The sequence below is a fragment of the Kosakonia arachidis genome (assembly GCF_900116535.1).
In the GTDB taxonomy this organism is placed as follows: domain Bacteria; phylum Pseudomonadota; class Gammaproteobacteria; order Enterobacterales; family Enterobacteriaceae; genus Kosakonia; species Kosakonia arachidis.
Window position 1 is genome coordinate 542000 of the sequence record NZ_FPAU01000002.1, and the last position, 26791, is coordinate 568790.

Annotated in this window: 25 protein-coding genes; 8 read left to right on the forward strand and 17 right to left on the reverse strand. The window is 51.5% G+C overall.

The genetic code is table 11. The features are described 5' to 3' along the window. Nucleotides 1-13 precede the first annotated feature (13 nt). Nucleotides 14-787: a hypothetical protein gene (locus BM427_RS10745; protein WP_090121487.1), complete on the forward strand. Its 774-nt coding sequence runs from the start codon at nucleotides 14-16 to the stop codon at nucleotides 785-787. 508 nt (nucleotides 788-1295) lie between these two features. Here BM427_RS10745 and BM427_RS10755 read toward each other — a convergent pair. From BM427_RS10755 to BM427_RS26345, 5 genes are read right to left on the reverse strand one after another with little or no spacing between them, the layout of a single operon-like run. Continuing rightward, on the reverse strand, nucleotides 1296-2663 hold the full coding sequence (locus BM427_RS10755; RefSeq protein WP_090121488.1) for a helicase RepA family protein: 1368 nt from the start codon (nucleotides 2661-2663) through the stop codon (nucleotides 1296-1298). Further along, entirely contained in the window at nucleotides 2660-3028 is a 369-nt protein-coding gene (locus BM427_RS10760) for a hypothetical protein (protein WP_044179416.1), read from the reverse strand. The genes BM427_RS10755 and BM427_RS10760 overlap by 4 nt, the downstream gene beginning before the upstream one ends. Then, nucleotides 3025-3336, reverse strand: coding sequence for a hypothetical protein (locus tag BM427_RS10765; RefSeq protein ID WP_090121490.1), 312 nt, complete (start codon nucleotides 3334-3336; stop codon nucleotides 3025-3027). The genes BM427_RS10760 and BM427_RS10765 overlap by 4 nt, the downstream gene beginning before the upstream one ends. After that, complete coding sequence (locus tag BM427_RS10770) at nucleotides 3329-3526, reverse strand: hypothetical protein (protein WP_044179410.1); 198 nt, start codon at nucleotides 3524-3526, stop codon at nucleotides 3329-3331. The genes BM427_RS10765 and BM427_RS10770 overlap by 8 nt, the downstream gene beginning before the upstream one ends. Beyond that, nucleotides 3523-3990, reverse strand: a complete 468-nt coding sequence (locus BM427_RS26345; protein ID WP_367888886.1) for a host cell division inhibitor Icd-like protein — start codon at nucleotides 3988-3990, stop codon at nucleotides 3523-3525. Before BM427_RS26345 ends, BM427_RS10770 begins: the two co-directional genes overlap by 4 nt. On the opposite strand from BM427_RS26345, the gene BM427_RS26000 reads away from it, so the two are divergent. Further along, nucleotides 3917-4102: a YlcI/YnfO family protein gene (locus BM427_RS26000; protein WP_244316544.1), complete on the forward strand. Its 186-nt coding sequence runs from the start codon at nucleotides 3917-3919 to the stop codon at nucleotides 4100-4102. The two genes, BM427_RS26345 and BM427_RS26000, sit on opposite strands and share 74 nt — an antisense overlap. 414 nt (nucleotides 4103-4516) lie before the next feature. Here the strand turns inward: BM427_RS26000 and BM427_RS10780 are convergent, their stop codons facing one another. The 6 genes from BM427_RS10780 to BM427_RS10805 all read right to left on the reverse strand — a co-directional run bounded on the left by BM427_RS10780 (nucleotide 4517) and on the right by BM427_RS10805 (nucleotide 11269). After that, on the reverse strand, nucleotides 4517-5371 hold the full coding sequence (locus BM427_RS10780; RefSeq protein ID WP_090121493.1) for a phage antirepressor KilAC domain-containing protein: 855 nt from the start codon (nucleotides 5369-5371) through the stop codon (nucleotides 4517-4519). A 101-nt stretch (nucleotides 5372-5472) separates the two neighbouring features. Next, a complete protein-coding gene (locus BM427_RS10785) occupies nucleotides 5473-5682 on the reverse strand; it encodes a helix-turn-helix domain-containing protein (RefSeq protein ID WP_090121494.1) in 210 nt (69 codons plus the stop codon). 142 nt (nucleotides 5683-5824) lie between these two features. After that, complete coding sequence (locus BM427_RS26005) at nucleotides 5825-6550, reverse strand: hypothetical protein (RefSeq protein ID WP_244316543.1); 726 nt, start codon at nucleotides 6548-6550, stop codon at nucleotides 5825-5827. Next, a complete protein-coding gene (locus BM427_RS10795; RefSeq protein ID WP_090121495.1) occupies nucleotides 6547-7968 on the reverse strand; it encodes a site-specific integrase in 1422 nt (473 codons plus the stop codon). Before BM427_RS10795 ends, BM427_RS26005 begins: the two co-directional genes overlap by 4 nt. 612 nt (nucleotides 7969-8580) lie before the next feature. Then, on the reverse strand, nucleotides 8581-10467 hold the full coding sequence (locus BM427_RS10800) for a methyl-accepting chemotaxis protein (protein ID WP_244316542.1): 1887 nt from the start codon (nucleotides 10465-10467) through the stop codon (nucleotides 8581-8583). 409 nt (nucleotides 10468-10876) lie between these two features. Beyond that, on the reverse strand, nucleotides 10877-11269 hold the full coding sequence (locus BM427_RS10805) for a winged helix-turn-helix transcriptional regulator (protein WP_090121500.1): 393 nt from the start codon (nucleotides 11267-11269) through the stop codon (nucleotides 10877-10879). Nucleotides 11270-11367: 98 nt separating this feature from the next. On the opposite strand from BM427_RS10805, the gene BM427_RS10810 reads away from it, so the two are divergent. Both BM427_RS10810 and BM427_RS10815 read left to right on the forward strand, forming a co-directional pair. Then, nucleotides 11368-12099, forward strand: a complete 732-nt coding sequence (locus BM427_RS10810; RefSeq protein ID WP_090121503.1) for an SDR family NAD(P)-dependent oxidoreductase — start codon at nucleotides 11368-11370, stop codon at nucleotides 12097-12099. Between the two features lie 240 nt (nucleotides 12100-12339). After that, entirely contained in the window at nucleotides 12340-13509 is a 1170-nt protein-coding gene (locus BM427_RS10815; protein ID WP_090121505.1) for a DNA repair protein, read from the forward strand. A 32-nt stretch (nucleotides 13510-13541) separates the two neighbouring features. Here the strand turns inward: BM427_RS10815 and BM427_RS10820 are convergent, their stop codons facing one another. After that, nucleotides 13542-14312: a siderophore-interacting protein gene (locus BM427_RS10820; RefSeq protein WP_090121507.1), complete on the reverse strand. Its 771-nt coding sequence runs from the start codon at nucleotides 14310-14312 to the stop codon at nucleotides 13542-13544. Nucleotides 14313-14548: 236 nt separating this feature from the next. On the opposite strand from BM427_RS10820, the gene BM427_RS10825 reads away from it, so the two are divergent. Then, the gene (locus tag BM427_RS10825) at nucleotides 14549-15070 is read left to right on the forward strand and encodes a PadR family transcriptional regulator (protein ID WP_090121508.1); all 522 of its coding nucleotides are present in this window, start codon (nucleotides 14549-14551) and stop codon (nucleotides 15068-15070) included. On the opposite strand, the gene BM427_RS10830 is transcribed toward BM427_RS10825, so the two are convergent. Both BM427_RS10830 and BM427_RS10835 read right to left on the reverse strand, forming a co-directional pair. Continuing rightward, nucleotides 15067-16629 (reverse strand): methyl-accepting chemotaxis protein, encoded by a 1563-nt coding sequence (locus BM427_RS10830; RefSeq protein ID WP_090121510.1) that lies wholly within the window; start codon nucleotides 16627-16629, stop codon nucleotides 15067-15069. The genes BM427_RS10825 and BM427_RS10830 overlap by 4 nt on opposite strands. A gap of 445 nt (nucleotides 16630-17074) precedes the next feature. Next, nucleotides 17075-18595 (reverse strand): methyl-accepting chemotaxis protein, encoded by a 1521-nt coding sequence (locus BM427_RS10835; RefSeq protein ID WP_090121511.1) that lies wholly within the window; start codon nucleotides 18593-18595, stop codon nucleotides 17075-17077. 431 nt (nucleotides 18596-19026) lie between these two features. On the opposite strand from BM427_RS10835, the gene ygjG reads away from it, so the two are divergent. Next, on the forward strand, nucleotides 19027-20406 hold the full coding sequence (gene ygjG, locus BM427_RS10840) for a putrescine aminotransferase (RefSeq protein WP_167518551.1): 1380 nt from the start codon (nucleotides 19027-19029) through the stop codon (nucleotides 20404-20406). 82 nt (nucleotides 20407-20488) lie between these two features. Here ygjG and lsrG read toward each other — a convergent pair whose 3' ends face one another. Both lsrG and lsrF read right to left on the reverse strand, forming a co-directional pair. After that, nucleotides 20489-20782: a (4S)-4-hydroxy-5-phosphonooxypentane-2,3-dione isomerase gene (gene lsrG, locus BM427_RS10845; protein WP_090121512.1), complete on the reverse strand. Its 294-nt coding sequence runs from the start codon at nucleotides 20780-20782 to the stop codon at nucleotides 20489-20491. After that, nucleotides 20779-21666, reverse strand: coding sequence for a 3-hydroxy-5-phosphonooxypentane-2,4-dione thiolase (gene lsrF / locus BM427_RS10850; protein ID WP_090121515.1), 888 nt, complete (start codon nucleotides 21664-21666; stop codon nucleotides 20779-20781). Before lsrF ends, lsrG begins: the two co-directional genes overlap by 4 nt. Nucleotides 21667-21806: 140 nt before the next feature. On the opposite strand from lsrF, the gene lsrK reads away from it, so the two are divergent. Both lsrK and BM427_RS10860 read left to right on the forward strand, forming a co-directional pair. Next, nucleotides 21807-23381, forward strand: coding sequence for an autoinducer-2 kinase (lsrK, locus tag BM427_RS10855; protein ID WP_090121518.1), 1575 nt, complete (start codon nucleotides 21807-21809; stop codon nucleotides 23379-23381). Between the two features lie 155 nt (nucleotides 23382-23536). After that, nucleotides 23537-25558 carry an NADPH-dependent 2,4-dienoyl-CoA reductase gene (locus tag BM427_RS10860; RefSeq protein ID WP_090121521.1) on the forward strand — a complete coding sequence of 674 codons (2022 nt, stop codon included), beginning with the start codon at nucleotides 23537-23539 and terminating at the stop codon, nucleotides 25556-25558. Between the two features lie 104 nt (nucleotides 25559-25662). Here BM427_RS10860 and rlmG read toward each other — a convergent pair whose 3' ends face one another. Beyond that, entirely contained in the window at nucleotides 25663-26790 is a 1128-nt protein-coding gene (rlmG, locus tag BM427_RS10865; protein WP_090121522.1) for a 23S rRNA (guanine(1835)-N(2))-methyltransferase RlmG, read from the reverse strand. Nucleotide 26791 lies beyond the last annotated feature (1 nt).

Genomic DNA, 26791 nt, shown 5'->3' on the forward strand with positions numbered 1-26791 from the left:
CGAAGGTAACTGAATGCAGGGTTATAAAGAGTTTTTGGAGTCATTACAAAAAATGACTGATGTACGGTTAAATATCGCAATTCTTTTAACCTGCCTAATACTGATTATCTCCTCTCCTGCGGATCATTTCATTTTGGACCCTGTCCCTAAACTCATACCTCAAAGCTTAATTTTAATAACATCGATCCGTTTAGTTTTCTCCATAATAAACCTAATCCATGCTACCTTAGCTAAAAGAATAGAAAAAAGTAAGCTTGAGAGTCAAGAAGCCATTGAAAAGGAAAAAAAAGATCAAGAATACAAATCATTAAAGGAAGCAATTAATTTAGAACTAAACAAGCTGGATGTTTATCAAGTTTATATTATTAAAAACTTAATTGGTAAAAATAATAGCTCCCATACCAAAGGTGCAGCATTATTCTCTTTATGTAATTTAAAAATAACATATGTGGTAGCTACTGGTGAGCGTTCGCAAAGTGTTTCACTAACAAAAGCCGCCAAGGAAGTCCTTGAGCAAAATTACAATAATGATACATCTGACCTTGAAATTAATGCTGCCAATATGGCCTTTAATTCAATGACAAAAAAGGAAATAGGTTATTTTAAATCACTCTTGGAAAAAGAAACAATAAAAACAACTTGGCTTGGCCATGATAGAAAAACACATTACTTACCAAGCCATGATTCTTTTAAGAATTATAGTAATTCCATTATATTCGAACAACCTCAAAAAGGATTTGAATATACATTAAATCCAATCCTGAGAGAAGTTCTTAGCAAATATTAATAGGCAAGAGAATAGCAATTCATAATAAAAAGGTCGACATTTAAAAATTCACTCTAGTGAACAAGGCATTTTCTCTAAATATTCATTCAGATGTTGAATCATTGCAACTAATTGTTTTCTGTTAGTTGCAAATATTTCTCCGGATACAGTACTACGAACAAGCTCATGATAATCAATACAAAATAGGGCCCATCTGTAAGCGTCTGCCTATATTCCGCAGTAGGCACCATGGTCATGTCATGAAGCCCAAACTGGTCATCATGCTCTCTTATTCCCTGAATGCTCATAGGCATAAATACCTCCTCAGTTGTCTCACATGCCGCGCCAAGCGCCGCGTTTATCAACGCCGCACTTTATGCCGCACTTGTTTTATAAAAAAATGCTTCAAATCCAGTAATCGCAAGGGTTAGAGTTAAATGCCGCACTTAGCGCGCATATACATGGACTAAGTGCGGCATTCGGCTAAATACCCCCCTATGCGCCGCACCTGCCGCATTTAACGCCACACTTATTCCAGTTTTACCGGGCAAAGATCATCGCCATCGATGCGGATAATCCCTTCGCTTTCCAGCTTATCTAGCCAGCGGGGAAAAGACTTTCTCACCTTCTCCGCACCAAGCGTCGCCCTCAGATCGTCTTTAACCACCGCAATAGTGCATGGCTCTCCCCTTGCGGTACGACTCCGGACAGCCTGCCACAGAGCCTGATGGTTATCGGTGAGCCGGGAAACGCCAGCCAGATCAGGATCTACCTCTTTAGCCTCGCGAGGCACATCACGAACCACCAGCGAGCAGACCATTTCCCCATCTTCATCGGTATATAGTTCAGCAGCGCGCAGGTCATACGCCCGGCGTTCCGGCTCTTCGGCATCCTTCATCTTGGTACATGAGAGGATTAACGCCGGCCCTTCCCCCTCACGTTTGACGTTAAATTCAGCATCCAGAGCGGCGCGGAAAGAGCTGGAACCACGCGCGCCTTTAGCCTCATCTTTGCCGGAGTGATGCACCACCAGCACCGTGGCGCCAGTTTTCTGTTTGATAACGTCACAGCCCTCAATAAAAGCCCCCATATCTCGGGCATCGTTCTCATCATTTCCACCGAAACAGCGGGCCAGCGTGTCGATCACCACCAGGCGAACCGGCATACCGCATTCCGCAGTAATCTGACTTGCGGCAAGAATCACCTCTGACACCTCAGACTCGCGCACCGGGAACACAGGGCGATTCACCAGCCAGAGATTGTCCACCTGCTGGCCGTGCACCTGCTCCCATGCCCTGATCCGGCGTGGAACACCCACACCACCCTCACCAACAACGTACAGCACCGCACCTTGCTCAACTTTCCTGCCAGACCAAGCAGCACCGGCGGCAATGTGGCAAGCCCATGACACTGCGAGGAAGCTCTTATACGAGCCGCTGGGGCCGTATATGCTGCACAGAGACTGAGCAGGGAGCATATGCTTGATCACGTAGTCCTGCCGGACGTTGTAGCCCTCAGAGCCACGGGTAAGAGGTAGCTTAGAACGCCGCTCACCAGTAGTGGCATCAGGAAAAGCGCGCTGAATGCGCTGTGTGTCCGCCAGCAAGGTATTCATTTCAACCTCGCCTATCTCCTCCACCAGTACAGAACGGCGGGCAATAATCATCTGCTTACGGTCGGTATCGAGATAACCGGCATCACACAGATCCTCATACGACATTTCGACGATCTGTTTTAACCGAACCGCCAGCTTACCGTAGCGGGTTGTCGGGTCTTTATGCTGGTGGATGGCCTTATCCGCATCCGTGCGGCTGTAGTTACGACCATGCGCCCACAGGTACGAACAGGTAAACAGGGCATCAGATACTGTCTCTACTGCTGCGAGTTGAACCGTCATTGCGGGATACCTCCGCTCATCTGGAACTTGCCAAGCAGTGGATGAAACCAGTAGGCCGAACCGTATTTACGTTTGGCACTGCGTAGCACCAGCCGTGCCGCCTCCCTGAATTTTTCATCAGGTGCAATGAATCCACCGGATCTCATTTTGACCAGCATAACGCCGGTGTTTTTCGCCAGTTCTTCGGCCTTTTTAGTCGATATGCCGAACTCGGCCGCCAGTGTGGCAACAGGTGTCATCCCTGGCGGGATCTCCCCGCCCTGGCTGTCAGTCAATGAGCGGACATGCTGCTCAAGCTCAAGCACGCGGTTCACCAGCAGATCAACGCGCTTTTCCAGTTCATTGAATTTAACGTTGCTGATCATGACTTTTTCCCCTTGTCACGCTGGGTGCGCACATAGTCCGCAGCATCACTGTTTTGATTCAGAGCCTGAGCCATCCTCGGAAGGTGACGTAGTGCATGGCTGACAAGTACCAAATCCCGGCGCGCATCTTCATCAGAGTAGTCTTCTGCATTAGTTGCATCGAACGCCAGATTGCCAATCAGGGTGAGCGCACTGTTGATGGCAAATGCGCCAGCGGCATAGAGATCACTGGATTCAGCTAAATCCTTATCAGAGAAGTGCTTAAAATCGGGCGTACTCTTTACAAGCTGATGGTAAATATCACGCATTTTTACGCCCTCCTTCATCACGGAAGGCCTGGTCAATTTCACGAACACGAAACAGTGCCTTATCCAGAAGCTCGAAGGAGAGCTCATTTTCATCAGGATCTGTCCCATGCAGCTCTGCGCTGGCGGTCAAAAGGGCGCTCAGCCGGCGGAACTCATCTTCAAAATCGAGATCTGCAATTTTCCTGATCATGAAAGCTCCTCCGGTGCTGGCAGACGAACAGCCAGAGAAAGGATGAAGTGTGGAGCCAGAATGCAGCGGGCTTCGCGCTCGGTTGATGCCTCAACTGATAAGCGGCATGGTTTAGCTTTTTTATCGTGACGGTTCAGCGCCAGAAAACGCCAGATGTAAATATGCCGCCCTTGCGGGTGTGTGATAAGATCTTTCATAGCTGCCTCGTTACTTGCGATAACGTTGGTGGTAAGAGGCCCGGTTAGTGTTGACGCACTGCCGGGCTTCGCGCTTTCAAGGTGTATTTCACCTTCGCTTTTAAAATTAGCCCAAAGTGAAATACACCTCAAGCCTTTTCTTCTCATTTCTTTTGCGTATACTGACATACACCTAACACATGGAGTTTCAGCAATGGCAACTGGTGCGAAGAACGCAAAATCACAAATGACCACCGTAAGAATCCCCCACGAAGTCATGGAAGACATTGAACGGCTCAGGGAAGAGGGCGAGAGCACTGCTGGTTTTTTAGTCACCGCTGCTAAATGCGAGATCAAACGCCGGCAGCGCAAAAATGCCAGAGAAGCAGATAAAAAGTGATACCCAATATCCGGGTCACGGTAGGCGGAATTCCGCCCTCGGTTAAAAATCAGTCGCCCCAAATCTGGGGAGATTACAGGGGTTACAAAATTCTTGTAGGTCTGCGCCGATGGCGTATACCCCTGCCGGGTGCAAATAGCGAGTTGCAGATTTGCAACACGGTTACTCACTAACTTCCACCAGCGGTGTAAGTCAATAATCTCTGAGATTTCGGCGGCGGCTAACGCCCTCCAATGGAGGACGTTAGGATCGGCTGAAATTTCAATGCCCAACAACTCCCCCCATTGGGGGGAGTTAAGCGCTCCTGTATTTGCAGGAACGGTCAGGCTTTGACCACCAGCGTAAGGCCTGGTATGCTGGGTTTGATTACGTTCTTTGTAGTGACATTGGCAGCTCGGCAAAGCTGCCTTTGTTTTATTTAGTGTCAGCATTTAGCACCTCCGGCAACACACCACCTGCGATCAGCTTTTGCGTTAACCACTGCTCCCCCTTCCCCGTCAGCATCGTCGTGAATGAGGCTCTTATCTCGCCATTCGTTTCATACGTCCCCTGGCGAACGGCAAAATAACCGCTGTCGATATAGCGTTGCATAGGCAGGTTGTGGCGCTGGCCGCCGTTGATGAGAATCCCCTTCTGTCGCATCCACTCAAAGAGTTTGATCGGGCCAAGCCCTACAGCTTTGGCATAGTTAGGAATGGAAATACCCTTGCTGATATCAGCCACGCGATCAGCGAAATCAACTTTCGGTGCGACGGCCACCAGTCGGCTTTCAAGTTCTCTTGCCTTTTCTGCCAGATCAGCAGCAAGGCGCAGGGCTTCCGGTAACGTATCGGGAATATTCGCGGCGGTTTTTGACTGCCGTTCACAGTTGATAAAGTAGCGGCGCACCTCCCGCCCTTTTTCATTGCGCTCAACCATTGCCAGCTCTTTAGCCATATCAATGGTGATCAGATAATCATGTTCCATCTGCTGCCGAGATTTTGCGCTTGCCCGTTTTGGCGAGGTCAAATTTTCAACAATCACATAATCGAGCCCCTCGACAAAACCATATTGCTGAATACGCCCTTTAATCCAATTGGTGAAGTCACGACCAATAGCCAGAAACGTATGCAGCTTACGCCCGCTTACAGACTGAATTTCTTTCCCGCCGATATTGCTCATGGCTACAGGGATTTGCACAGCAAAGTTATTGCCGGAAATATCGTTCTGGCTGATTTCGGGGTGAGTCTGTCCGCTGCCAGTTAAAGCAGTAATTTTTTTCGATACCATTTCAGTGCTCCAAATTGGCTATATTGAGAGCCGCCGCGACAGCATGAGCAATCCTGCATCATTACTACCTCAACGGCACGCAACAAATGAACCAGATGTTTTTATGAGGTCTGGACACGGCGTGTTGAAGCCAAGTAGCCATCAAGATCGGCCTTCATATAGATGACCTTGCGCCCTACCTTATGATGTGGAATACCCACTTTTCCGGTATGAGCCCAATTAGCCAACGTTTGGGAGTTAACACCAAGATAAGCAGCTGCTTCTGCGCGGGTCAGGCGTTCTAATGAGAAAGGAGAATTGACTAATTTCATATTTATCACCGTGTATTAATGGTTAACAACAGTGATAAATATCTATGATTGTGTAATGCCTTATTAGCCCTGTAACTGGCTAAAGCTTCTCAACTGCCGGATGCAAGGTCACTCTAACCAGCAATGCTCCCCCAATAGCTGGCTAATGGGGGAATACTAATTCAAGCCTTGTATATTTTTCTGGTTTTGGGGGCCTCAGACCAGAGAGAGTTATCCAGTTATCCAATGCATTACGGCTTACCTTGCCGTGATAATGAGCAGCTAAGGCATCAAGAAGTGCCGTTTTAGCACCGCAAGGATATTTTGCCCAGGTAAGTCTAATGACTTCAATAACCTCTGAGTAATATGGGCTGCGAGGTTTTTTAGCTTTTTCTCTTTGGGCTTCTGAAATCGCCTTTTGCGCTATATTATTAAATTCCCTGAGAGATATTTCATCTCTAAAAACCTCCTCCATCACCACTTTAATACCAATTCTTGCAAGGTCATTTGCATTATTTTTCATACCAACAAAATATAACCCTAGCGCAGCATTCAAAATTGTCACTCCGTCTCCTGATAATGGAATATCGCTTAAAAACGGAGTTTTATTTTTATCCATATAAAGCAAGGTGTTAATTGACTCACCATCATTTACAGCTTCGTTTGTTTCTACCCCAATAAAATAAAGCAAATCCTCAATTGGCTTTTTAGAAAATTCAAAATAGTTAATTATTTTATTAACAATACCTCGCACGGATTTCTCTGAATCATCTGATGCAAGGCCTTTCCGTAAAAGTGAAATAACCTCCGAATCAGGCCCATCAACGAAAAGCTCATTGATAAACGTAGCCACAATTATAGCTGGGATACTCATTTCACTATTATTCATAACTGATAACCTTTTTTATCATTTGAAATTGCGAAGATTAATTCTCTTTTTTCTTCCTCACTCAAACTTTCAAGCGCAAGTAATAACTTAGCATCAAGCGATTTTTTGCTATCAATAATCCCGGCGTGTTCGAGTATTGCCCGCTCGATTCTTGAAGCTGGTTCCATAAGTTCATCAGCGCTGAAATGTAGATAGCCCTGCGTAACATCGGCGCTTCTCATCGTTCGGTGATTCAGCAGGCGTTTCAGAATGTAGTTGCCCACGCCCACCAGCTCAGCAATGGTCCCGAACGTTCGGCGGCCGTCATGCCATTTGAAAGGAATAGGTTGGAGCAAATCAGGATTTGGGTCTGGGACAGTAGCTGCGCTTATGCGATCAATGATATGTCTGTATTCTTTAATGACGCCCTTATCGCCGGGAAAAACTAATACGCCATCACTGGCTTTCAGCTTGGCGCGACGACGGAAGAGTTTTAAAAGAGTTTCAGTGACAGGCAATTCAAGCGGATCACCATTCTTGGTAGTATCAATCCAAAAATAGCGCCCACCGAGATTAACCCGCTCCCAGCTAAGTTCTAAAATTTCTGACTTACGCAGCCCGGTAAAAATAGCCATTTCCACAGCGTCGCACACTGCTGCGGCTATATCATTTCGCGCCAACTCAGCAGTAGCACGCACGGAGGATAAGGCATTAAACCACCGGCTAAGTTCATTGGTGCGGATACGCTCAGTTTTCCTGACGGTTCCATGCCATTTTCGCTTCGTGCTGAGCACCATCGTGGGAGGGTCAGGGAGAAGGGTTTTACCCTGTTCGTCGCGGTAATGATCATGAGAGAAACGGTATATAGCCCGCAGCACTCGCGCCCATAGATCAGCTTGCGCTTTACTGCCTGTTCCAACTCCAGCACGTAGCGTTGATTTGTCAGCACCAAACCACACTAAACCATCGGTGATTGCTTTATGTCTGCTTTCAACACGATCGCGGCTTATTGAGGAAAGTGGCTGCTTCATCCAGTCACCAGAGAAGTTTTGCAGAATGGAACGATATTGCTTTGCTGTATCGGCACTTAGCCTCTCGTCGCGGTTCTCAATGTAGGTAGCCAGTGCATCGGCAAGCGTAACGGTCGCTTTTTCGTTGACACGCTTAACCACATTGGGATTCCTCCCGGTTGTCGCAACGTCTCCAAGGAGCTCAAGTGCCTTTGCCCTAGCATTATCAATAGTAAGATCTGGAAAACGGCCGAGCGTAGCACGTATGAACTTGCCATTACGCTTACGCGAAATACAGAAGCTCTTAGCGCCACTGATCCCTACCCGAAGCCGCAGACCATTAACAACGGTATCAGCATACTCGACCTGCCCACGATCAGCGGATGGTAGGCTTTCGAGTTTGGCTTTTGTAAATTTGAATGTTTCCACAAACACTCCGCACCAAGCGATTAGGGTATCCTGCGAATCGCTTGCAGGCTCCAGGATACCTATAGGATACCGCAAGGGAGTATTTTAGAGTATTTCTGGTTATTTATACAGTATAACAGATATCGATTAACTAACTGAAAATTATAGATAAGTATTTTTAGGTAAGAAGTTGCATCCTAACTCATAATCGCTTGGTCGTTGGTTCAAACCCAACAGGGGCCACCAAATTTTAGCTTTAAAATCATATGATTAAGCCACTTCACGCGAAGTGGCTTTTTTGTTTTCAGATCACTGAGTGTCGCAAAAGTGTCGCATGAGTTTTCGGAGCTCCCCTGAAAACCGTGCCAGGCTACATTGGATGTCCGCTCTTTTTTCCACAATACGGAAAGCATATCCGCCATAAAAAAACGCTCTGCCGAAGAACAGATAGCGTTTGCGCTGAAACAGACCAAAACCGGGATGGCATGGGTAGCTTCGATGCCAGGAACAGTTGCTGCTGCACAAGCTGACCGAAAAAACTCAGTTATATCTCTTTCTCACACTGCAATTAAGTTCATTCGGAGGACGGTTAGTCCGGTAAAAGACACGCCCTCCGATTCACGATAATACAGCTTAGCGCGCGGCAAAGAACGCAAGTGTCTCCTCCAGATTCTTTGCCTGTTCCTCAAGTGACATGGCCGCGGCGGAAATCTGTTGCACCAGTGAGGCATTCTGCTGAGTGGCGCTATCCATCTGATTCACCGCCTCGCTCACCTGACTTACGCCTTTCGTTTGCTCATCAAGCGCCTGCACAATCTCGGCAATCACCATATGCACGCTGGAAACCGATTCGATAATTTGCTTCATCATCGTCCCCGTCTCATGCACAAGTGCCACACCTTTCGAGACACGTCCTGATGACTCCGCAATTAGCGCCGAAATCTCCTTGGCCGCGCTGGCGCTACGCTGTGCCAGGTTACGCACTTCACCCGCCACCACCGCGAAACCTCTGCCCTGCTCACCTGCGCGGGCCGCTTCAACGGCTGCGTTCAGTGCCAGGATATTAGTCTGGAAAGCAATGCTGTCGATGATACTGTTGATATCGCCAATCTTGCCGGCACTCTCATCAATCTTACCGATGATATCCACCACCTCACTCACCAACGCTTCGCCCTGCCCGGCAATCTGTGCTGCGTTCTGCGTCAGCGACGTCGCCTTATGTGCGTTCCCGGCGTTGTTCTGTACGGTCACGGAGATCTGCTCCATGCTTGCTGCAGTCTGCACAATTGCCGCCGCCTGCTCCTCAGTACGCGATGCCAGATCGAGGTTTCCGGCGGCTATTTCGCTGCTGCCAGAGCGCACTGAACTACTGGCATCACTGATGCTGCCAACGATGCGCCGGAGCTGCTCCTGCATGGTATGCAGGGCATAGAAGATGCTACTGTTATCGCCCGCGCGCACCGGTATCTCCTTACTCAAATCACCCTGTGCCACGGACAGCGCAATCTCCGATGCCTCAGTTGGTTCACCGCCCACCGGCCGAGCGACCTTACGGGTGAACACCATCGCCACCACCACACTCACAATGATAATGCTCAGGATCATCAGAATGATGGCGTTACGCAGGTAGTCCCACGCTTCGGCCATCACCACACTCACCGGAGTCACAATCGCCAGCTTCCACGGCGTCTGGCTGTTACCAATCTCGATGGTGCGCCAGGTGACAAACGCCGGTTCTTTTAATATCGCATCGTCTACGCGAATCACAGCTTCCCCGCCAATGGTTCCCTTCCAGGGTTTACCCACTGCTGCCTTATCCGGACTGGAGACCACTTTATTGTCCGCCGAGAGCAATACCGCGTAACCCGAACCTTCCCATGGCTTGATCGCGCCAATCATTTTTTGTAGCGTTTCCAGCGAGAAATCCGATGTCACCGAGCCCTGAAACTTACCGTCACGGATAATCGGTGCCGCGATGGAGGTCAACATCACATCCACGCCGTTATAGGGGTAGATATAAGGCTCGATAATGACTTCTTTTTGGCGCTGACGCGGCAGCAGATAGTAGTCGCCGCTACCCGGTGTTTCATAATCTACCAGGTTGTGCAGTGCTGGATTGCCACCGTTATCGCGATCAACGTAACGCACATAACGGCCAGCCGGATCCTGATCCGCTTTGCCTGCGAACTCCGCGTCTTTGCCATCGAATGTGTTGGCTTCAAAGGCCAGTGACATCGACAGGAAATCAGGATGATGATGCAAATAATCAATCAGCAACTGGTCGAGGACACGCCGTTCTGCCAGTCCCGCCTGATGCAACGCCCAGGCGCTGTTACCCAAATCGCGCGCAGCGTTCAGCGCCGAGTCAAGCTGTTGTTGAACGCGTAATGATTCAGTGAGTGCAATTTGCTGCAGATGTTTTTTGGCAACCGCTTCTTGCTGGCCAATGGATTGCCAGAGCAGCAGGCCAATGGTGACCAGAAACCCGATGGTGATGGTGACAAAAATAGACGCCAGCATTAGTGTTCTGGCTGTGAGCTTTTTCCTGGCAGAGTTCATTATGCCCATATTCTTCTCCAACAACGCATAACACAGGGTGTGTATGGTAAATATCGGCCTGCGTAGTGGTGGATTGAGTTTATTTTTTTCTTACATCTGGGAGTGAGGAACTGCACGAAAAGGTGATTAGTCGTGGCGGTACATCCAATGCCAACGGCCAAAAATTTATTAAGGGTATGGTGGGAAAAGCCAGTAAAACCGGCACACTGTCAGTCGTGCCAGTGCCAGCATTTTTTTGCGAGAGCATCCTCTAACATAGCCTTATCGAGGCTCGCTATTATCGCGCTGATTTTTTAAACCAACGTCTTTTTCTGCTGTTGAGGGAGAAACATCGTCAGGTACGAAAAGAAATAACAGGAAAATTCATCGTTCAGGATGCTAATGCTTTTTCAGTACCTGTAGATTTTTGATCATACTCTTCCTGTGCCGCCGTAAGCTGCGGGCCATATTCCAGCGCCCAGTGATATAACGCCTCAAATGGCTGGCGAAGTGATTCACCAAGCGGCGTAATACGGTATTCAACACCCACAGGCATTGTCGGCAACACTTCCCGATGTACCAGCCCGTTACGCTCCAGCCGTTTCAGCGCGTCGGCCAGCGCTTTATGGGTGATACCATCCAGTCTGCGTCGGATCTCATTGAAACGAGAAGGTTTTGTACACAATACGGTAAGGATCAAAATCGACCATTTATTGGTGATGTGCTCAAGTATCGGGCGCGTTTTGCCCACATTTCCTAGCTCGCAGTCATCAATTTTTGTCATCGCGGTATACCTATTGATATCTGATATAAACAAAGTGCGTAATTGATACTAAATATAAACCTTATATCATCAGTTTTCCACTCAACAGGAGAACTATCATGAACAGACTGCACAACAAAACGGCCCTCATACTGGGCGGCGCAAAAGGAATTGGCCTGGCGATAACCCAGCGTTTTGCCCATGAAGGCGCGACAGCATGGTTTACCTCCCGTCGCGAGGAAGAGTTACAGAACGCTGCCGCTAAAATCGAAGGAGATGCACTGCCGCTGCGTGCTGATGTCAGCCAGCACAGCGAACTGGCACGCATAATGGAAAACATTGAGCAGCAATCAGGGCAACTGGATGTGCTGGTGATTAACGCTGGCATGTCAGAGTACGCCACCCTTGAGCAGGTTTCAGAAACGCACTTTGAAAACACCTTCGGGTTGAATGTCCGCTCGCCGCTATTTGCCCTGCAAGCTGCGTTGCCACTGCTCAAACCTGGCGCCAGCGTCGTGCTGATAGGTTCGGTTGCCGATATTATCGGGACGGAAGGTTATGGTGTTTATGGTGCCAGCAAAGCCGCGCTGCGCTCTCTTGCCCGAACCTGGACGCGCGAACTGGCGGCCAGAAGCATTCGCGTTAACGTCGTCGCACCCGGCCCTATTGATACGGAAATGATGGCTGCGGCATCGGAAAATATTCGTCAGGGGTTAACGCAGGCAATTCCGCTGGGCCGCATGGGCCAACCGGAAGAAGTGGCCAATGCCGCGCTGTTTCTGGCAAGTGACGAAAGCAGTTATATTGCCGGTGCCGAGATTTGTGTCGATGGCGGGTTAACGCAAGTGTGAGGGATCCTTTCAGGCCGCAAAGCATGCCAGCGGAGTGGCCTGAAAGCCGCAATGCGCGCACTTTTTCGCGTATTTCGCCGATTTAAGCCCCCATAAGCGCAATTTTCACAGAAACACTAACGCATTGAAATATGTCCCATGTAATATGGGTGCAGACTATTGCGATATTGACATCTATAGTCCAGATTTGATGAATAACCACACCCCTTAATAAACTCTTAAGCGCTTTGACGAAACGCCATGAACAAACCTATAAAACGGCTTGAAATCATCAAATACGCCATCGAACTGGAGGATGACGGCATCATCCTCAGTCAGCTTCCTTTGTTGAAAAATGAAGTTACGGATCCGGAGTTAGCGTTTATCGTCCATGCGCTTGAAGAGAAGAATTACAGCGAAGCGATGCGCGCTATAACGGCCTGGCTGCAAAACCAGCGTTCCGTCGTGAGCTGGCAGGATCCACTGGTGGCCGCCAGTAAGCTGGAACTGAAAGCGCTGGAAGAACGGTTGCGCGAACTGATTGATAAACGCAACGCGCGCATCCAGTTGCTAGACGAGTTCAACGACCTCTACCTAACCCGCCTCGGCCCGCTGATGTCACAGATCCTGCGCCTGCGCAAAACCCTGGCGGAAGCAGCCGTTCGCCGGCAGGAAGCGGAAGCGCGCCGTCGCGAAGCCGATTATTTGCGTTGCCAGAAGTATCTGTCGCAGGCGGTGGAAGTGCTGGTTACCTTGACTCAGCGCTGGCAAAGCATGCCGCCGCATTCATTGCAGGCTGCCGAAGCGCGCAAACATCTGCAGCAGCAAAGCGAGCTGATCGCCTCGTTGCTGGCCGAAGCGCAGGAGCTGGAACGTGGTCTTACGCGCGAAGAAGAGCCGGCACGCCAGGCGCGTGACGAAGCGCGTCAGGAATACGAGAGCTATCAGGAACAGCAGTATGATGCCGAAAAACGCTTTAGCTGCGAGCAGAAGATGTCAGAAGATGAGCGTCACGAACTGAAGCGTCTATGGCGCCAGGCCAGCAAACTCTGCCACCCGGATCTGGTGGACAACGATTTAAAAAATGAAGCGCACAGCATGATGGTGCAGCTCAACCAGGCGCGCCAGCGCGGCGATCTTAGCGCTATCCGCGCCATTCTGACCCGCCTGCAAAAAGGGCTGGAGCCGCTGATGGCAAGCGATCGTTTAAACGATCTGCAGCGCCTGCGTCAGCGTATTACTGAAGTGAAACAGCATATCACCAGCCTGATTGAAGAGCTGGCAACGCTCGAGAAAGAGGAATCCTGGCAGCTCGTGTCGTCACTGGGCGATCGAGAAACCTACTTCCGCCAGCAGGAAAAAGCGCTGGGCGAAATTCGCCAGACGCTGGAGCAGCAAGTCAGCGAAGCCGAATATGACGAAGTGGCCTGAAAGCAGCAACCCCGGTGAACCGGGCTTCGTCGTTATTTCTTGTGCCAGTACGCCTGCGCACGTACTCGTTGCTGATCGATATTGCCGGTCGCATAACGCTCCATTAGCGATTTCACAACCTCACCTTCCCCGGTCAGCCAGATAAAATAGTCTTCATCGGCGACGGTCAGTAAAGCCAGTTTATCGTGCAGCGCTTGCGGGTTATGACCAATCACCCATTGAATATCAAAGCCGCTCAGATGCGCCAGATAATCCTCATACGCCGCATCGGCAACCATTACCACTGCCGTCACCTTTGGGCGAACCGCGAACAGGCTTAATGCTTCGAGACGTCGACGCAGCGCAGGCATACCGGATTCATCGCATACATAGAGTTGCCAGGCGTAATCTTCCGGCACCACCAACGAACCGCGCGGGCCGCCAATCGTCAATGTATCCCCTACCTGCGCATTCACGGCCCAATGGCTCGCCACGCCGCCGTCGTGAATATAGAAATCCACCACCAGTTCGTGACGGCTGGCGTCATAGATCGGCGTGTAATCGCGGGATGCCGGACGCGGTCCGTCGCCCCAGACGATGCCTTCGTCAGTCACTGTCGGCGGTACAAAATGCGATCCCGGCTGCGGAAAGAAGACTTTTGTGTGATCGTCAAAACCGCGCGACGTAAAGCCTTCCAATTGTTCACCTCCCAGCACAATGCGCTGAAAACCAGAACCAGCGCGTTCCACACGCAGAACAGTTAACTCGCGAAAGCGCAGTTCATTGCGTACGCGTTGGGGGTAACGTTGAGAATGGATGATCATAATCGGCCTTCATGAAAGTAAAAAAGATATATCTAAATAGCGTGTAAATGATAATGATTGTTGATTGCGCAGAACACAAGGCATTTTTATGATATAAACTTCCTGAAAGCACAGATTGTAAAATCATAAAATAATTAACTTTATTATCAATAAAATAATAACAAACTTCATTACAAAACTGTCTAAATGATTAATTTAGATATAAATTAGATATATCAATTTATCAGGAGTACAGTATGCGCCATCATCACGAGCGGGCCGACCGCGAACACCCGCACCAGGGCGGCGGACGACGCCAGCGATTTTTTGGTCATGGTGAGTTACGTCTGGTCATTCTCTACTTGCTAAGCAGCAACGCCAGCCACGGCTATGAGTTGATCAAAGCCATTGAATCCCTGACTCAAGGCAACTATACGCCAAGCCCTGGCGTTATTTATCCCACACTTGATTACCTGCAAGAGCAAGGTTTCATTACCGTTGGCGATGAAGAGAATGGGCGCAGAACTATTGCGATAACACCGCAGGGTTTGCGCTGGCTGGAAGAGAGCCAGGCGCAAATTGCAGAGATTCAGGAACGCATCCGGGTACGTAACGTTGGCTATCAGTTGCGCAGAAACCCGCAAATGAAGCGGGCGCTGGATAACTTTAAAGCTGTGCTGGATTTACGGGTGAATCAGGGGGAACTCAGCGCCGCACAGCTTAAGCAGATAATTGGCATTATCGACCGCGCGGCGCTGGATATTTCACAACTTGATTAAGCCATTTCTGTCGTATCGCGCAGACGGAAAACCTGAACCAGTTCACGCAGGTGCAGGGCCTGATCGTTCAGTGCCGCCGCCGCCGCAACCGACTCCTCCACCAGGCTGGAGTTCTGCTGGGTGGTTGAGTCAATCAGGCCAATGGCGCTATTAATCTGCGAAATGCCATCGGTCTGTTCGCGACTCGCCTGGCCTATCTCCCGCAGGATCACATCCATCTCCTCGACATTGCTTACCATGCCGTTAATCAACCCGCTGGCTTTTTCCACCAGCGCCATCCCTTCACGGGTCTGGCTGGTGGAATTTTCGATCAGATGGCGGATCTCATTCGCCGACGAGGCGCTTTTCTGCGCCAGTTGACGAACTTCGCCCGCAACCACCGCAAAACCACGCCCGTGTTCCCCGGCACGCGCAGCTTCAACGGCTGCGTTCAGTGCGAGGATATTGGTCTGGAACGCAATGGAGTCAATCAAGTTGATAATGTCGGACATCCGGTTTGAGGTGTCGTTAATGACGCGCATCTTTTCGGTCACCTGTAGCATCATCTCGCCGTTATTTTTCACCACTGTCGCTGCGCCTGCGGAAAGTTGGGTGGCTTCTGACGTGTGATCGGCGGTATTTTTTACCGTGGCGGTGATTTGTTCCATTGATGCTGCGGTCTGTTCCACCGAGCTTGCCTGTTCTTCCGTTCTTGCTGCCAAATCCTGGTTACCGGCAACAATCTGCGCCGCCGCGCTGGAGATATTCTCTGAACCATTCTGCACCTCATGAACAATCTCTACGAGGCGCTCTTTCATCTCCATTAATGCCCGCAGCAGTAAACCCGTTTCGTCGCGGTGGAGGGAGTCGATCTTACGGGTCAAATCACCATTAGCAATGGCTTCTGCGAAGGTGACGGCCTCACTCAATGGGCGCGTGATCATACGTACAATGATCCAGCCGCTCAGACTGCCGAAGCCGATGCTAAAGACCGCAAGCAAAATAAGGATCAAACGGCTCTCGGCAAAATCGTGCTGTACGACCTCACCCGCACTTTTCATCTGCGAATCCTGGATGGCAATCAACTCCATCACCTTTGCTTTGTAGGCTTTCTGGATATTCACCGTGTTGCTCATCATCTCCTGTATCGCAGCTGCACGATCGTTATTTTTCACGGCGTTAAGGATACGAAAGCGAGAGTCAAGATACTGCTGGCGAACAGCGCGGATTTCGGCAAGGATTTTCTGTGATTGGTCATCACCCAAGTTTTTCGCCAGATCTTCGAGCAACGTGGAAATGCGGCTGCTGATCTCAGAAAGCTGCTTCTCCGACTCACCGCTCCACTTCCCTTCGCTATCAAGTAGCATCAGTTGCTGGATGCTGACGAAAGAGCTGAAGTTATCGATCAGCTGATTGGCTTTAACAGTGGTTGGATAGTCGTCACGCACGATTTCTTGCATTCCATTATTTGCGCGATCAAGGCTGGAGAGTGACATAGAGGAACTCACCACCATCAACACAATAAAAAAGCCGAACGCCAGAAATAATTTCGTGCCTATTTTTACATTATGTAAAAACATCTTTTCTCCATGGGTTTGATTATTTTACCGACGAAAGCGTCGGGCACTTAACCCTAAAGGCCCGCTTAAGCCCCTGGCGCAAATTAAACATATGCAGCCCAAACACGTTATCGGTAACCACATCGCTAACTTTATGAGTTTGATCGTTTTTTTAATTATTTATTGAAAAATCCGATAGTTAATAACTATTAATTACTATTAATTGATCGTTATATTCTGGAGAGGAATGATTTGCACAACGCATATTAACATCGCTTAAATATATTTAATTATTAATTAAGTAAAAGGACGTGAAATATATTAATACTTTGCATTGATAACTATAATTAATAATATTTTAACAAAAAATAAAAAACATCATTACATATGTGTATTATATTTATCCTTAACAGATAAAAAACCGCCATAGCTTTGCTCTGGCGGTTTTTAATAGGGCAATAAAATGTTAATGCAAGACGGATACGGCGTCCTGCAGGCGACCAGCACGATGTTTCACCATCGCCGAGACGGTAGCACTTTGCTCTACTAAACCGGCATTTTTCTGGGTGATAGCATCCAGCTCAGCGACTGCACGCGTCAGATCGGAAAGCCCGTCAACCTGTTCGGAAGTGGAACGACTAATCTGCCCAATCAGCGACGTTACATTCTGCACCTGGCTGACAATATTTTCCATCGTACGGCCTGCGGCATGCACCTGATCGTAGCCAGACTGCACTTTGCTGGCGCTGGCATCGATAAGCTTACGGATGTCATTTGCCGCGTTGGCGCTGCGGCTGGCGAGATGGCGAACTTCACCTGCCACGACAGCAAAGCCTTTGCCCTGCTCCCCGGCCCGCGCCGCTTCCACCGCTGCGTTCAGTGCGAGGATATTGGTCTGGAAAGCAATGTCGTTAATCAGCGTTGTAATGGAGCCGATACGTTGCGTGCTGTTGGCAATCTCATCCATGGTTTTCACCACCGTCTCCATCGCTTTACCGCCGTCAGTTGCCGCACTGCTGGCGGAACTGGAAAGCTGATCGGCCGCGGAGGCGGTTTCCGAGTTAGTTTGCAGTGACGCCGCCATCTGGCCCATGGTCGCCACCGTTTGCTGTACATTAACCACGGTTTGGCGAGTGCGTTCATTCAAATCGTCATTGCCTTTCGCCAACGTCTCACTACCGCTAAGCACGCTGTTAACCTGACCAGAAACATCATTGATCAACCAGCGGCACATCAGCCCAAGTTGGCCGATGGCGCGTAATGTCAGCCCAAGTTCATCGCTACGGTTCAGCGGCTGTATGCTGTTGCTCTCGCCGGTCGCCACGCTGAGCGCCTGTCGGGCGACATTTTCCGCCGGGCGGATAATCTGCCACTCAACGGCCATACAGCCCAACAGCATCGCCAGCGTACCGATCGCCTGCGCCATTCCGCCTGCGCCACTCATCCACAGCCCGACCATCTGCGCAAGCCACAGCAGGAACATTACGCTGCGCGTACGCCAGCGTAACGATAAGGAAGCGAGTTTCCCCCACCAGCCTTTGCTGATCACCAACCCTTTATGCACTCGCTTATCACAGCGCCCTTCATTTAGGGCCTTGTACAATGGTTCAACCGCGGCAATCTCTTCATCGCTCGCCTGGGTACGAATCGACATATAGCCGATGGTCTTACCGTTGCGCACCATTGGTACGGCGTTAGCGCGAACCCAGTAGTGATCGCCATTCTTGCGGCGGTTTTTCACTACACCGCTCCACGGCTCGCCCTGTTTGAGGGTGTACCACATATCGGCAAATGCTGCTTTGGGCATATCAGGATGCCGCACCACATTATGGGGCTGGTCGAGCAGTTCGCTCAGGGTGTAACCGCTGGCATGGATAAAAGCGTCATTCGCGTGAGTAATGTAGCTTTGCTGGTCAGTCGTTGACATCAGAGTTGTATCAGTATCCAGCATAAAACGCTGCTGGCTGACATAAGGAGGAGAAGACATGGTTGCGTCCTGTGCAGGTTATATTGCTGTTAAAAATTAATGCGAATGTTATTTCGGCGATAATGAATTTATCTTTAGTTGTTAAATTTGATTTTGATCGCAATTCGCAATAAACCCCTGGTTTTTATGGGCTCGTTAACTCTCTGTTTTTAATAGTTTCACCGGGTTACCACTAAACGGTATTAGTATAATTGCTCCATCATAGCGCATTAACCGCACCACTTTGGTTCAACGCTGCAATAACCCTGCCAAATGCGTACAAATTTTAATCACAAAAGATACAAAATATTAACGTGACAGCATGATTAAATTTTGTACGCCTGCATTTTCCCTTGGTGTTTATCCCGATTTCACCCGCCTACGCCGATGTGGCGCAATCCCTGCAATACTTAAATCGGTATCATGTGATACGCCAGCACCCGGAGTCCATTTTGAACAGGTTACCTTCCAGCGCATCGGCATTAGCGTGCAGCGCTCACGCTCTGAATCTCATTGAGAAGCGAACGCTTGATCATGAGGAGATGAAAGCATTAAACCGAGAGGTCGTGGATTACTTTAAAGAGCATGTCAATCCAGGTTTTTTGGAGTACCGCAAATCTGTTACCGCCGGCGGGGATTACGGAGCCGTAGAGTGGCAAGCGAGCAGTCTCAATACGCTTGTCGACACCCAGGGACAGGAGTTTTTAGATTGCCTGGGTGGTTTTGGAATATTTAATGTGGGGCACCGTAATCCAGTTGTGGTTTCCGCCGTACAGAATCAACTCGCCAAACAACCTCTTCATAGCCAGGAACTGCTTGATCCATTACGGGCGATGCTGGCAAAAACACTGGCGGCCCTTGCGCCAGGCAAACTGAAATACAGCTTCTTTAGTAATAGCGGGACGGAATCCGTCGAAGCCGCACTGAAACTCGCCAAAGCGTACCAGTCGCCGCGCGGCAAATTCACTTTTGTCGCGACCAGCGGCGCGTTCCATGGCAAATCATTAGGCGCGCTGTCAGCGACCGCAAAATCCACCTTCCGTAAACCCTTTATGCCGCTGCTGCCAGGCTTTCGCCACGTACCATTCGGTGATATCGAGGCCATGCGCACCCTGCTTAGCGAATGCCGTAAAACCGGCGACGATGTAGCGGCGGTGATCCTGGAACCTATTCAGGGTGAAGGCGGTGTGATCCTGCCGCCGGTCGGTTATCTGCCTGCGGTTCGCAAGCTGTGCGATGAGTTTGGCGCATTGCTGATCCTTGATGAAGTTCAAACCGGCATGGGCCGCACCGGCAAAATGTTCGCGTGTGAACATGAAAACGTGCAGCCGGACATTCTGTGCCTCGCCAAAGCGCTGGGCGGCGGTGTGATGCCGATTGGCGCGACGATCGCCACGGAAGAGGTTTTTTCTGTGTTGTTTGATAACCCGTTCCTGCATACCACAACTTTTGGCGGTAACCCACTGGCCTGTGCGGCGGCGCTGGCGACCATCAATGTATTGCTGGAGGAGAACCTCCCGGCGCAGGCGGAACAGAAAGGAGATATGTTGCTGGATGGCTTCCTGGCGCTGGCGCGCGAGTACCCGGACTTGGTACACACCGCGCGGGGCCGTGGCATGCTGATGGCTATCGAATTTGTCGATAACGAAACGGGCTACAACTTCGCCAGCGAAATGTTCCGCCAACGCGTACTGGTTGCCGGAACGCTCAACAACGCGAAAACCATTCGTATCGAACCACCGCTGACGCTGACCATTGAGCAGTGTGAGCAGGTGCTGAAAGCGGCCCGCAATGCGCTGGTAGCACTGCGGGTTGCGGTAAATGCAGAGTAACCTTGTGCCCGGTAGCGTCCGCGCTTACCGGGCCTGATCACCTGTTCCGGAGAGGCACTGCGACATCCGGCTTTTTTTGACGCTACTCCGGCAGCAAACCAATGAAACTGCGTTTTTTGCGTGGCTCTGACATCAGCGCCTCCAGCTTCTCCACGCACGCCAGGTAATGCGGTGTCTTCTTATGCGCCGCAACGGCCGCATCATCCTGATAGGCTTCGTAAATAAAAAAACGGGTTTTCACTTTCGGATCCTTCAACACATCAAAACGCAGGTTGCCCGGCTCGCGGATTGCGCCTTCATGATTAGCGCGGAACACTTGCAAAAAATCCTCCACGCAATCGGGTTTAATATTGATTTCCACCAGCGTCACATTCATGGTTGCTCTCCTTGTTTTTCTTCCAGCCAGAACTGATATGCCTCACGGGCGCTCATATTGTCGTGAACCACTTTTTTCACCGCTTTCAGCATGGCCAGTGGCGCGCTGGACTGGAAGATGTTACGCCCCATATCCACGCCAGATGCGCCCTGTTCAATGGCACGGAAACACATCTCCAGCGCCTCCTGCTCCGGCAATTTCTTGCCGCCAGCAATCACAATCGGCACAGGGCAACTGGCGGTGACTTTTTCAAACCCCTGCTCCACAAAATAGGTTTTCACAAACTGCGCACCCATTTCAGCGGCGATACGGCTGGCGAGCGAGAAATAACGGGCATCACGCGTCATCTCTTTGCCAACACCAGTTACTGCAAGCACTGGAATACCATACCGGCTCCCCGCATCGACGAGCTTGATAATATTACCGATTGACTGATGTTCATATTCACTGCCGATATACACCTGTGCAGCAACAGCCGATACATTCAGGCGCAGCGCATCTTCTATTGCGACCGCAACGCATTCATGAGAAAGCTCCGTCAGCATTGAATTCCCGCCGGAGGCGCGCAGCACTACCGGTTTGTTGCTGGCCGGCGGCACCACACTGCGTAAGATCCCCCGCGTACACATCAGCACATCGGTTTCACCAAACAGAGGCACAAGGGAGAGATCGATACGTTCAAGCCCGGTGGTTGGCCCCTGAAAGTATCCGTGATCGAAGGCCAGCATTACCGTGCGATTGCTCTTCGGGTTAAAGATCCTTGCCAGTCGCGACTGCATGCCCCAGTCCAGCGCACCGCACCCTTTCAGAGTGAAGGGCACATTCCGTTGCGGTGTGCCAAGGCCAAAATCTTTCCCTTCTTTATGATCGTCCAGGTCAGCCATTTCTCCCTCCCGTGCAAAGCTGTGATTGAACTGTTGATTTTGTGATTAACGATTGTTCAAAAGCGTAGGCGCTGAACTATATTTTCGACCATACAAGGATCACAGTTTTATCTATGACGCTAGTCGAGGGGGCCAAGCCCATGAGTTACCTGATGGCACTAGATGCAGGAACCGGTAGCATTCGCGCGGTGATCTTCGACTTATCCGGGCGGCAAATCGCCGCAGGCCAGGCCGAATGGAAACACCTGAGCGTCGAAAACGTACCAGGATCAATGGAGTTCGATCTCGACAGTAACTGGCAACTCGCCTGCCAGTGCATCCACAAGGCGCTGGATAGCGCCGGCCTGAGCGGTGCGGATATTCAGTCCGTCGCCTGCTGCTCAATGCGTGAAGGCATTGTGCTCTACGATCACAATGGCGATGCCATCTGGGCCTGCGCTAATGTCGACTCCCGCGCCAGCCACGAAGTGGCTGAACTCAAAGAGATCCACGGCTGGCATTTTGAATCCGAAGTCTACAGCGTTTCCGGGCAGACGCTGGCGCTCAGCGCTATGCCCCGTCTACTATGGCTGGCGCACCATCGTCCCGATATCTACCGTGACACCGCGACCATGACCATGATCAGCGACTGGCTGGCATCGCGCCTTTCCGGCTGGCTGGCGGTCGATCCTTCCAATGCCGGAACCACCGGCATGCTGGATCTCTTCAGCCGCGACTGGCGAGCAGAGTTGCTGGATATGGCTGGGCTACGCGCGGATCTTCTGTCGCCAGTGAAAGAGACCGGCAGTCTGCTCGGTGAAGTTACGCAACAGGCAGCGCAAGAGTGCGGGTTACGCGAAGGAACGCCCGTGGTTATGGGCGGCGGCGATGTGCAGCTTGGCTGCCTCGGGCTTGGCGTGGTTCGCGCCGGTCAAACTGCGGTGCTCGGCGGCACATTCTGGCAACAGGTGGTTAATCTGCCGCAGGTGCGCACCGATCCAGAGATGAACATCCGTGTGAATCCGCATGTGATTCCCGGCATGGTGCAGGCGGAATCCATTAGCTTTTTTACCGGGCTGACCATGCGCTGGTTCCGCGACGCGTTCTGCGCGGAAGAGAAGCTGATCGCCGAACGTCTCGGCACCGACGCGTATACCCTGCTGGAAGAGATGGCCAGCCGGGTGCCTGCCGGTTCGTGGGGCGTGATGCCAATCTTCTCCGACGCGATGCACTTTAAGCAGTGGTATCACGCCGCACCGTCGTTTATTAACCTCTCCATTGATGCGGAAAAATGCAATAAAGCGACGCTGTTTCGTGCACTGGAAGAGAACGCCGCCATTGTCTCGGCCTGTAATCTGGCGCAGATCTCACGCTTCTCGGGCGTGCAATTCGACAGCCTGGTGTTTGCCGGCGGCGGCGCAAAAGGGGCACTGTGGAGCCAGATTTTAAGCGACGTTACTGGTTTGCCAGTACGCGTACCGGAAGTGAAAGAAGCGACCGCTCTGGGCTGCGCGATTGCGGCCGGTTTCGGTGCCGGGTTGTATGATGATATGGCGGCAACCGGCGAGCGGCTGGTGCGCTGGAGCCAGACCTACATGCCAAACCAGGCGCATCGCGAGTTGTACGACGACATGATGCTGAAGTGGCAAAAAATCTATGCCGATCAGCTAGGCTTGGTCGATAGCGGGCTGACGACGTCAATGTGGCGCGCGCCCGGCCTTGCGGAAAAAGCCTGACTCCCCCTCATATGGCCCCTTTTCCCCTGCGGGAATCGGGGTCACTATTTTGAATTCCATCACATTCATTATCTCCCGCTTTTCCCTTTTTGGCGGCGAGGGCTAAAGTAGAACTCATCCGACCACATAACAATAATTTTACACTGGAAGCGCGCATGAGCCATTACCCATCGTTATTCACCCCACTCGATCTGGGCTTTACTACATTGAAAAACCGTGTGCTGATGGGATCGATGCACACCGGTCTGGAGGAACGCCCGGATGGCGCTGAACGGCTGGCGGCTTTCTATGCGGAACGCGCCCGCCACGGCGTAGCGCTGATTGTGACTGGCGGAGTCGCACCTGCACTCTCTGGTGTTACGATGGAAGGCGGTGCCATATTGCAGGATCCCAGCCAGCTTCCGCATCATCGGCTGATCACCGATGCCGTGCATCAGGAAGGCGGCAAAATCACGCTGCAAATTCTGCATACCGGCCGTTACAGCTATCAACCGCATCTGGTGGCACCCTCCGCGCTACAGGCGCCGATTAACCGCTTTACGCCGCATGCCCTGAGCCATGACGAGATCCTCGCGCTGATCGATGACTTCGCCCGTTGTGCGCAACTGGCGCAGCAGGCCGGTTATGACGGCGTGGAAATAATGGGCTCCGAAGGCTATTTGATTAATGAATTTCTCGCTCTCCGTACTAACCAGCGGGAAGACGAGTGGGGAGGCGATGAAGCCCGCCGCCGCCGTTTTGCGCTGGATGTGGTGCGTGCGGTGCGTGAACGAGTCGGCCTCGAGTTTATTATTATCTACCGTCTGTCGATGCTGGATCTGGTCGAAGGCGGCGGCACGCTGGAACAAACCATCACGCTGGCGCAGGCCGTCGAAGCGGCAGGCGCGAACCTCATTAATACCGGCATCGGCTGGCATGAAGCGCGGATCCCGACGATCGCCACGCCGGTTCCGCGCGGCGCTTTTAGCTGGGTGACGCGCAAGCTGAAAGGGAAAGTGGGCATTCCGCTGATCACCACTAACCGTATCAACGATCCACAAGTTGCCGAGATTATACTGAGTAACGGCGATGCTGATATGGTGTCGATGGCGCGTCCCTTCCTTGCCGATGCCGAGCTGCTTTCTAAAGCGCAAAGTGGTCGGGCAGATGAGATCAATACCTGCATCGGGTGCAACCAGGCGTGCCTCGATCAGATCTTCGTCGGCAAGGTGACCTCCTGTCTGGTCAACCCACGCGCCTGCCATGAAACGCAAATGCCAGTACTTCCGGCGTTACGCAAAAAAAACCTTGCCGTTGTCGGCGCTGGCCCCGCCGGGCTGGCGTTTGCCGTGAATGCCGCTGCACGCGGGCACAGCGTGACACTGTTTGACGCACAGGCGGAGATCGGCGGACAGTTTAACATCGCCAAACAGATCCCCGGTAAAGAGGAGTTTTACGAAACGCTGCGCTACTACCGCCGCATGCTCGAACTGACAGGTGTGGCGCTGTGCCTGAACCAGCGCGTCGATCCTTCGATGCTGATGTTGTTCGATGAGGTGATCCTCGCCTGCGGTATCGAGCCGCGTATTCCGCCAATCGAAGGCATCGATCATCCTAAGGTGCTGAGCTACCTCGACGTGCTGCGCGACAAAGCCCCGGTCGGCGAAAATGTGGCGATCATTGGCTGTGGCGGGATCGGTTTTGATACCGCGATGTATTTAAGTCAGTCAGGCGAACCGACCAGCCAGAATATTACCGGGTTTTGCCTGGAATGGGGGATCGACACCAGCCTGAAGGAGATCGGCGGGTTGCGCCCGGAAGGGCCGCAACTGGCGAAAAGCCCGCGGCGCATTGTGATGCTACAACGCAAGGTCGGTAAGGCGGGAGAAAATCTGGGTAAAACGACTGGCTGGATCCACCGTGCGACGCTGCTGTCACGCGGGGTGAAAATGATCTCATCGGTCGCTTACCAGAAGATCGATGATGCCGGTCTGCACCTGTTGGTTAGCGGCGAACCGCAACTGCTGGCAGTGGATAATATCGTGATCTGCGCCGGTCAGGAGCCAAAGCGGGAACTGGCGGAACCGCTGCGTGAAGCGGGCAAAACGGTGCATCTGATTGGCGGCTGCGATGTGGCACTGGAGCTGGACGCTCGCCGGGCGATTGCCCAGGGCACCACGCTGGCGCTGGAGGTTTAACGCGGAGTGCCGGAGAGCGGCTTCACCTTCTCCGGCCAGGAACAGCGGCAAACATAGCGTGCCTGATAAGCGAAATGCCATCAGGCACGACGTTAATTCAACTGTTAGCGCTTCTTACGCACTTTCACCGCTTTTAGGATCACGAATTTGTTGTTCGTTGCGATCGTTTCGCAGTTGCCAAATACACGCTTCAGCTTGCGGAAGTAATCCAGGTGGCGGTTACCAACAATCCGCAGCTCGCCGCCATATTTCAGGCAAAAACGCGCATCGTTAAACATCTGCCAGGCGATGTGATCGGTAATGGCGCTTTGTTGATGAAACGGCGGGTTGCACAGCACTGCATCAAAGCGATCCGGTTCAATCCCGGCGAGCGAGTTGTTGATCATAAAGTCGCTGCGTGCGCTCGCTTCCGGGAGATTGCTTTCAACATTCAGTCGCGCGGATGCCACCGCCATTGCCGACTCATCGGCAAACAGCACGCGGCCAGGGTTTTGCGCCAGCAGTTGCAGACCAATCACCCCGTTGCCGCAGCCGAGATCCACCATCTCACCTTCTATCCCTTCCGGCAGATGTTGCAGGAAGAAACGCGCGCCAATATCCAGCCCGCTACGCGAAAAGACATTGGCATGATTATGGATCGTCCAGTCGGTGCCATCCAGCTTCCAACTGGCGAGCTGCAAACCATTAGCGAGTACAGGCGCAGTAAAGGTGCAGTTGATCAAACGCGCCTTTTTCCATGCCAGCGTGGTCGTCGTTGGGCCAAGAATTTTCTCGAACAACGCCAGCGTCGAACTATGAATATCGCGCGCTTTCGCCCCGGCTATAATCCGCGTTTGTGGCGTCACCACGTCACGCAGCGCGTGCAGTTGTTGCTCCAGCAACGCCAGTTGCCTGGGAACTTTGATCAGTACCAGTACCGGGTTGGCAGGCAGCGGGCTGAGGCTGTCTTGCAGCGTGACGGCATTTTCATCCATCCCATTGATGCGCAGGTTATGCTGCGTCGCTAATTCGGCAATGTGCGAATCATTAATGCAAACCGGGCGATGTTCTGCCAGTGCACAGGCCAGCGCCCCGAAACTGTCGTTAAAGATCAGAACCGGGCCTTCGACCTCATTCACCTGTTGCAGCAGATATTCGTCCGCCGCGTCCCACGCCTGTAATGACGCCTCTTCCACGCCGACAGGAAAGCGGTCTAAAGTAAATGATTGTCCGTTTAACTCAACCTGGCTCATC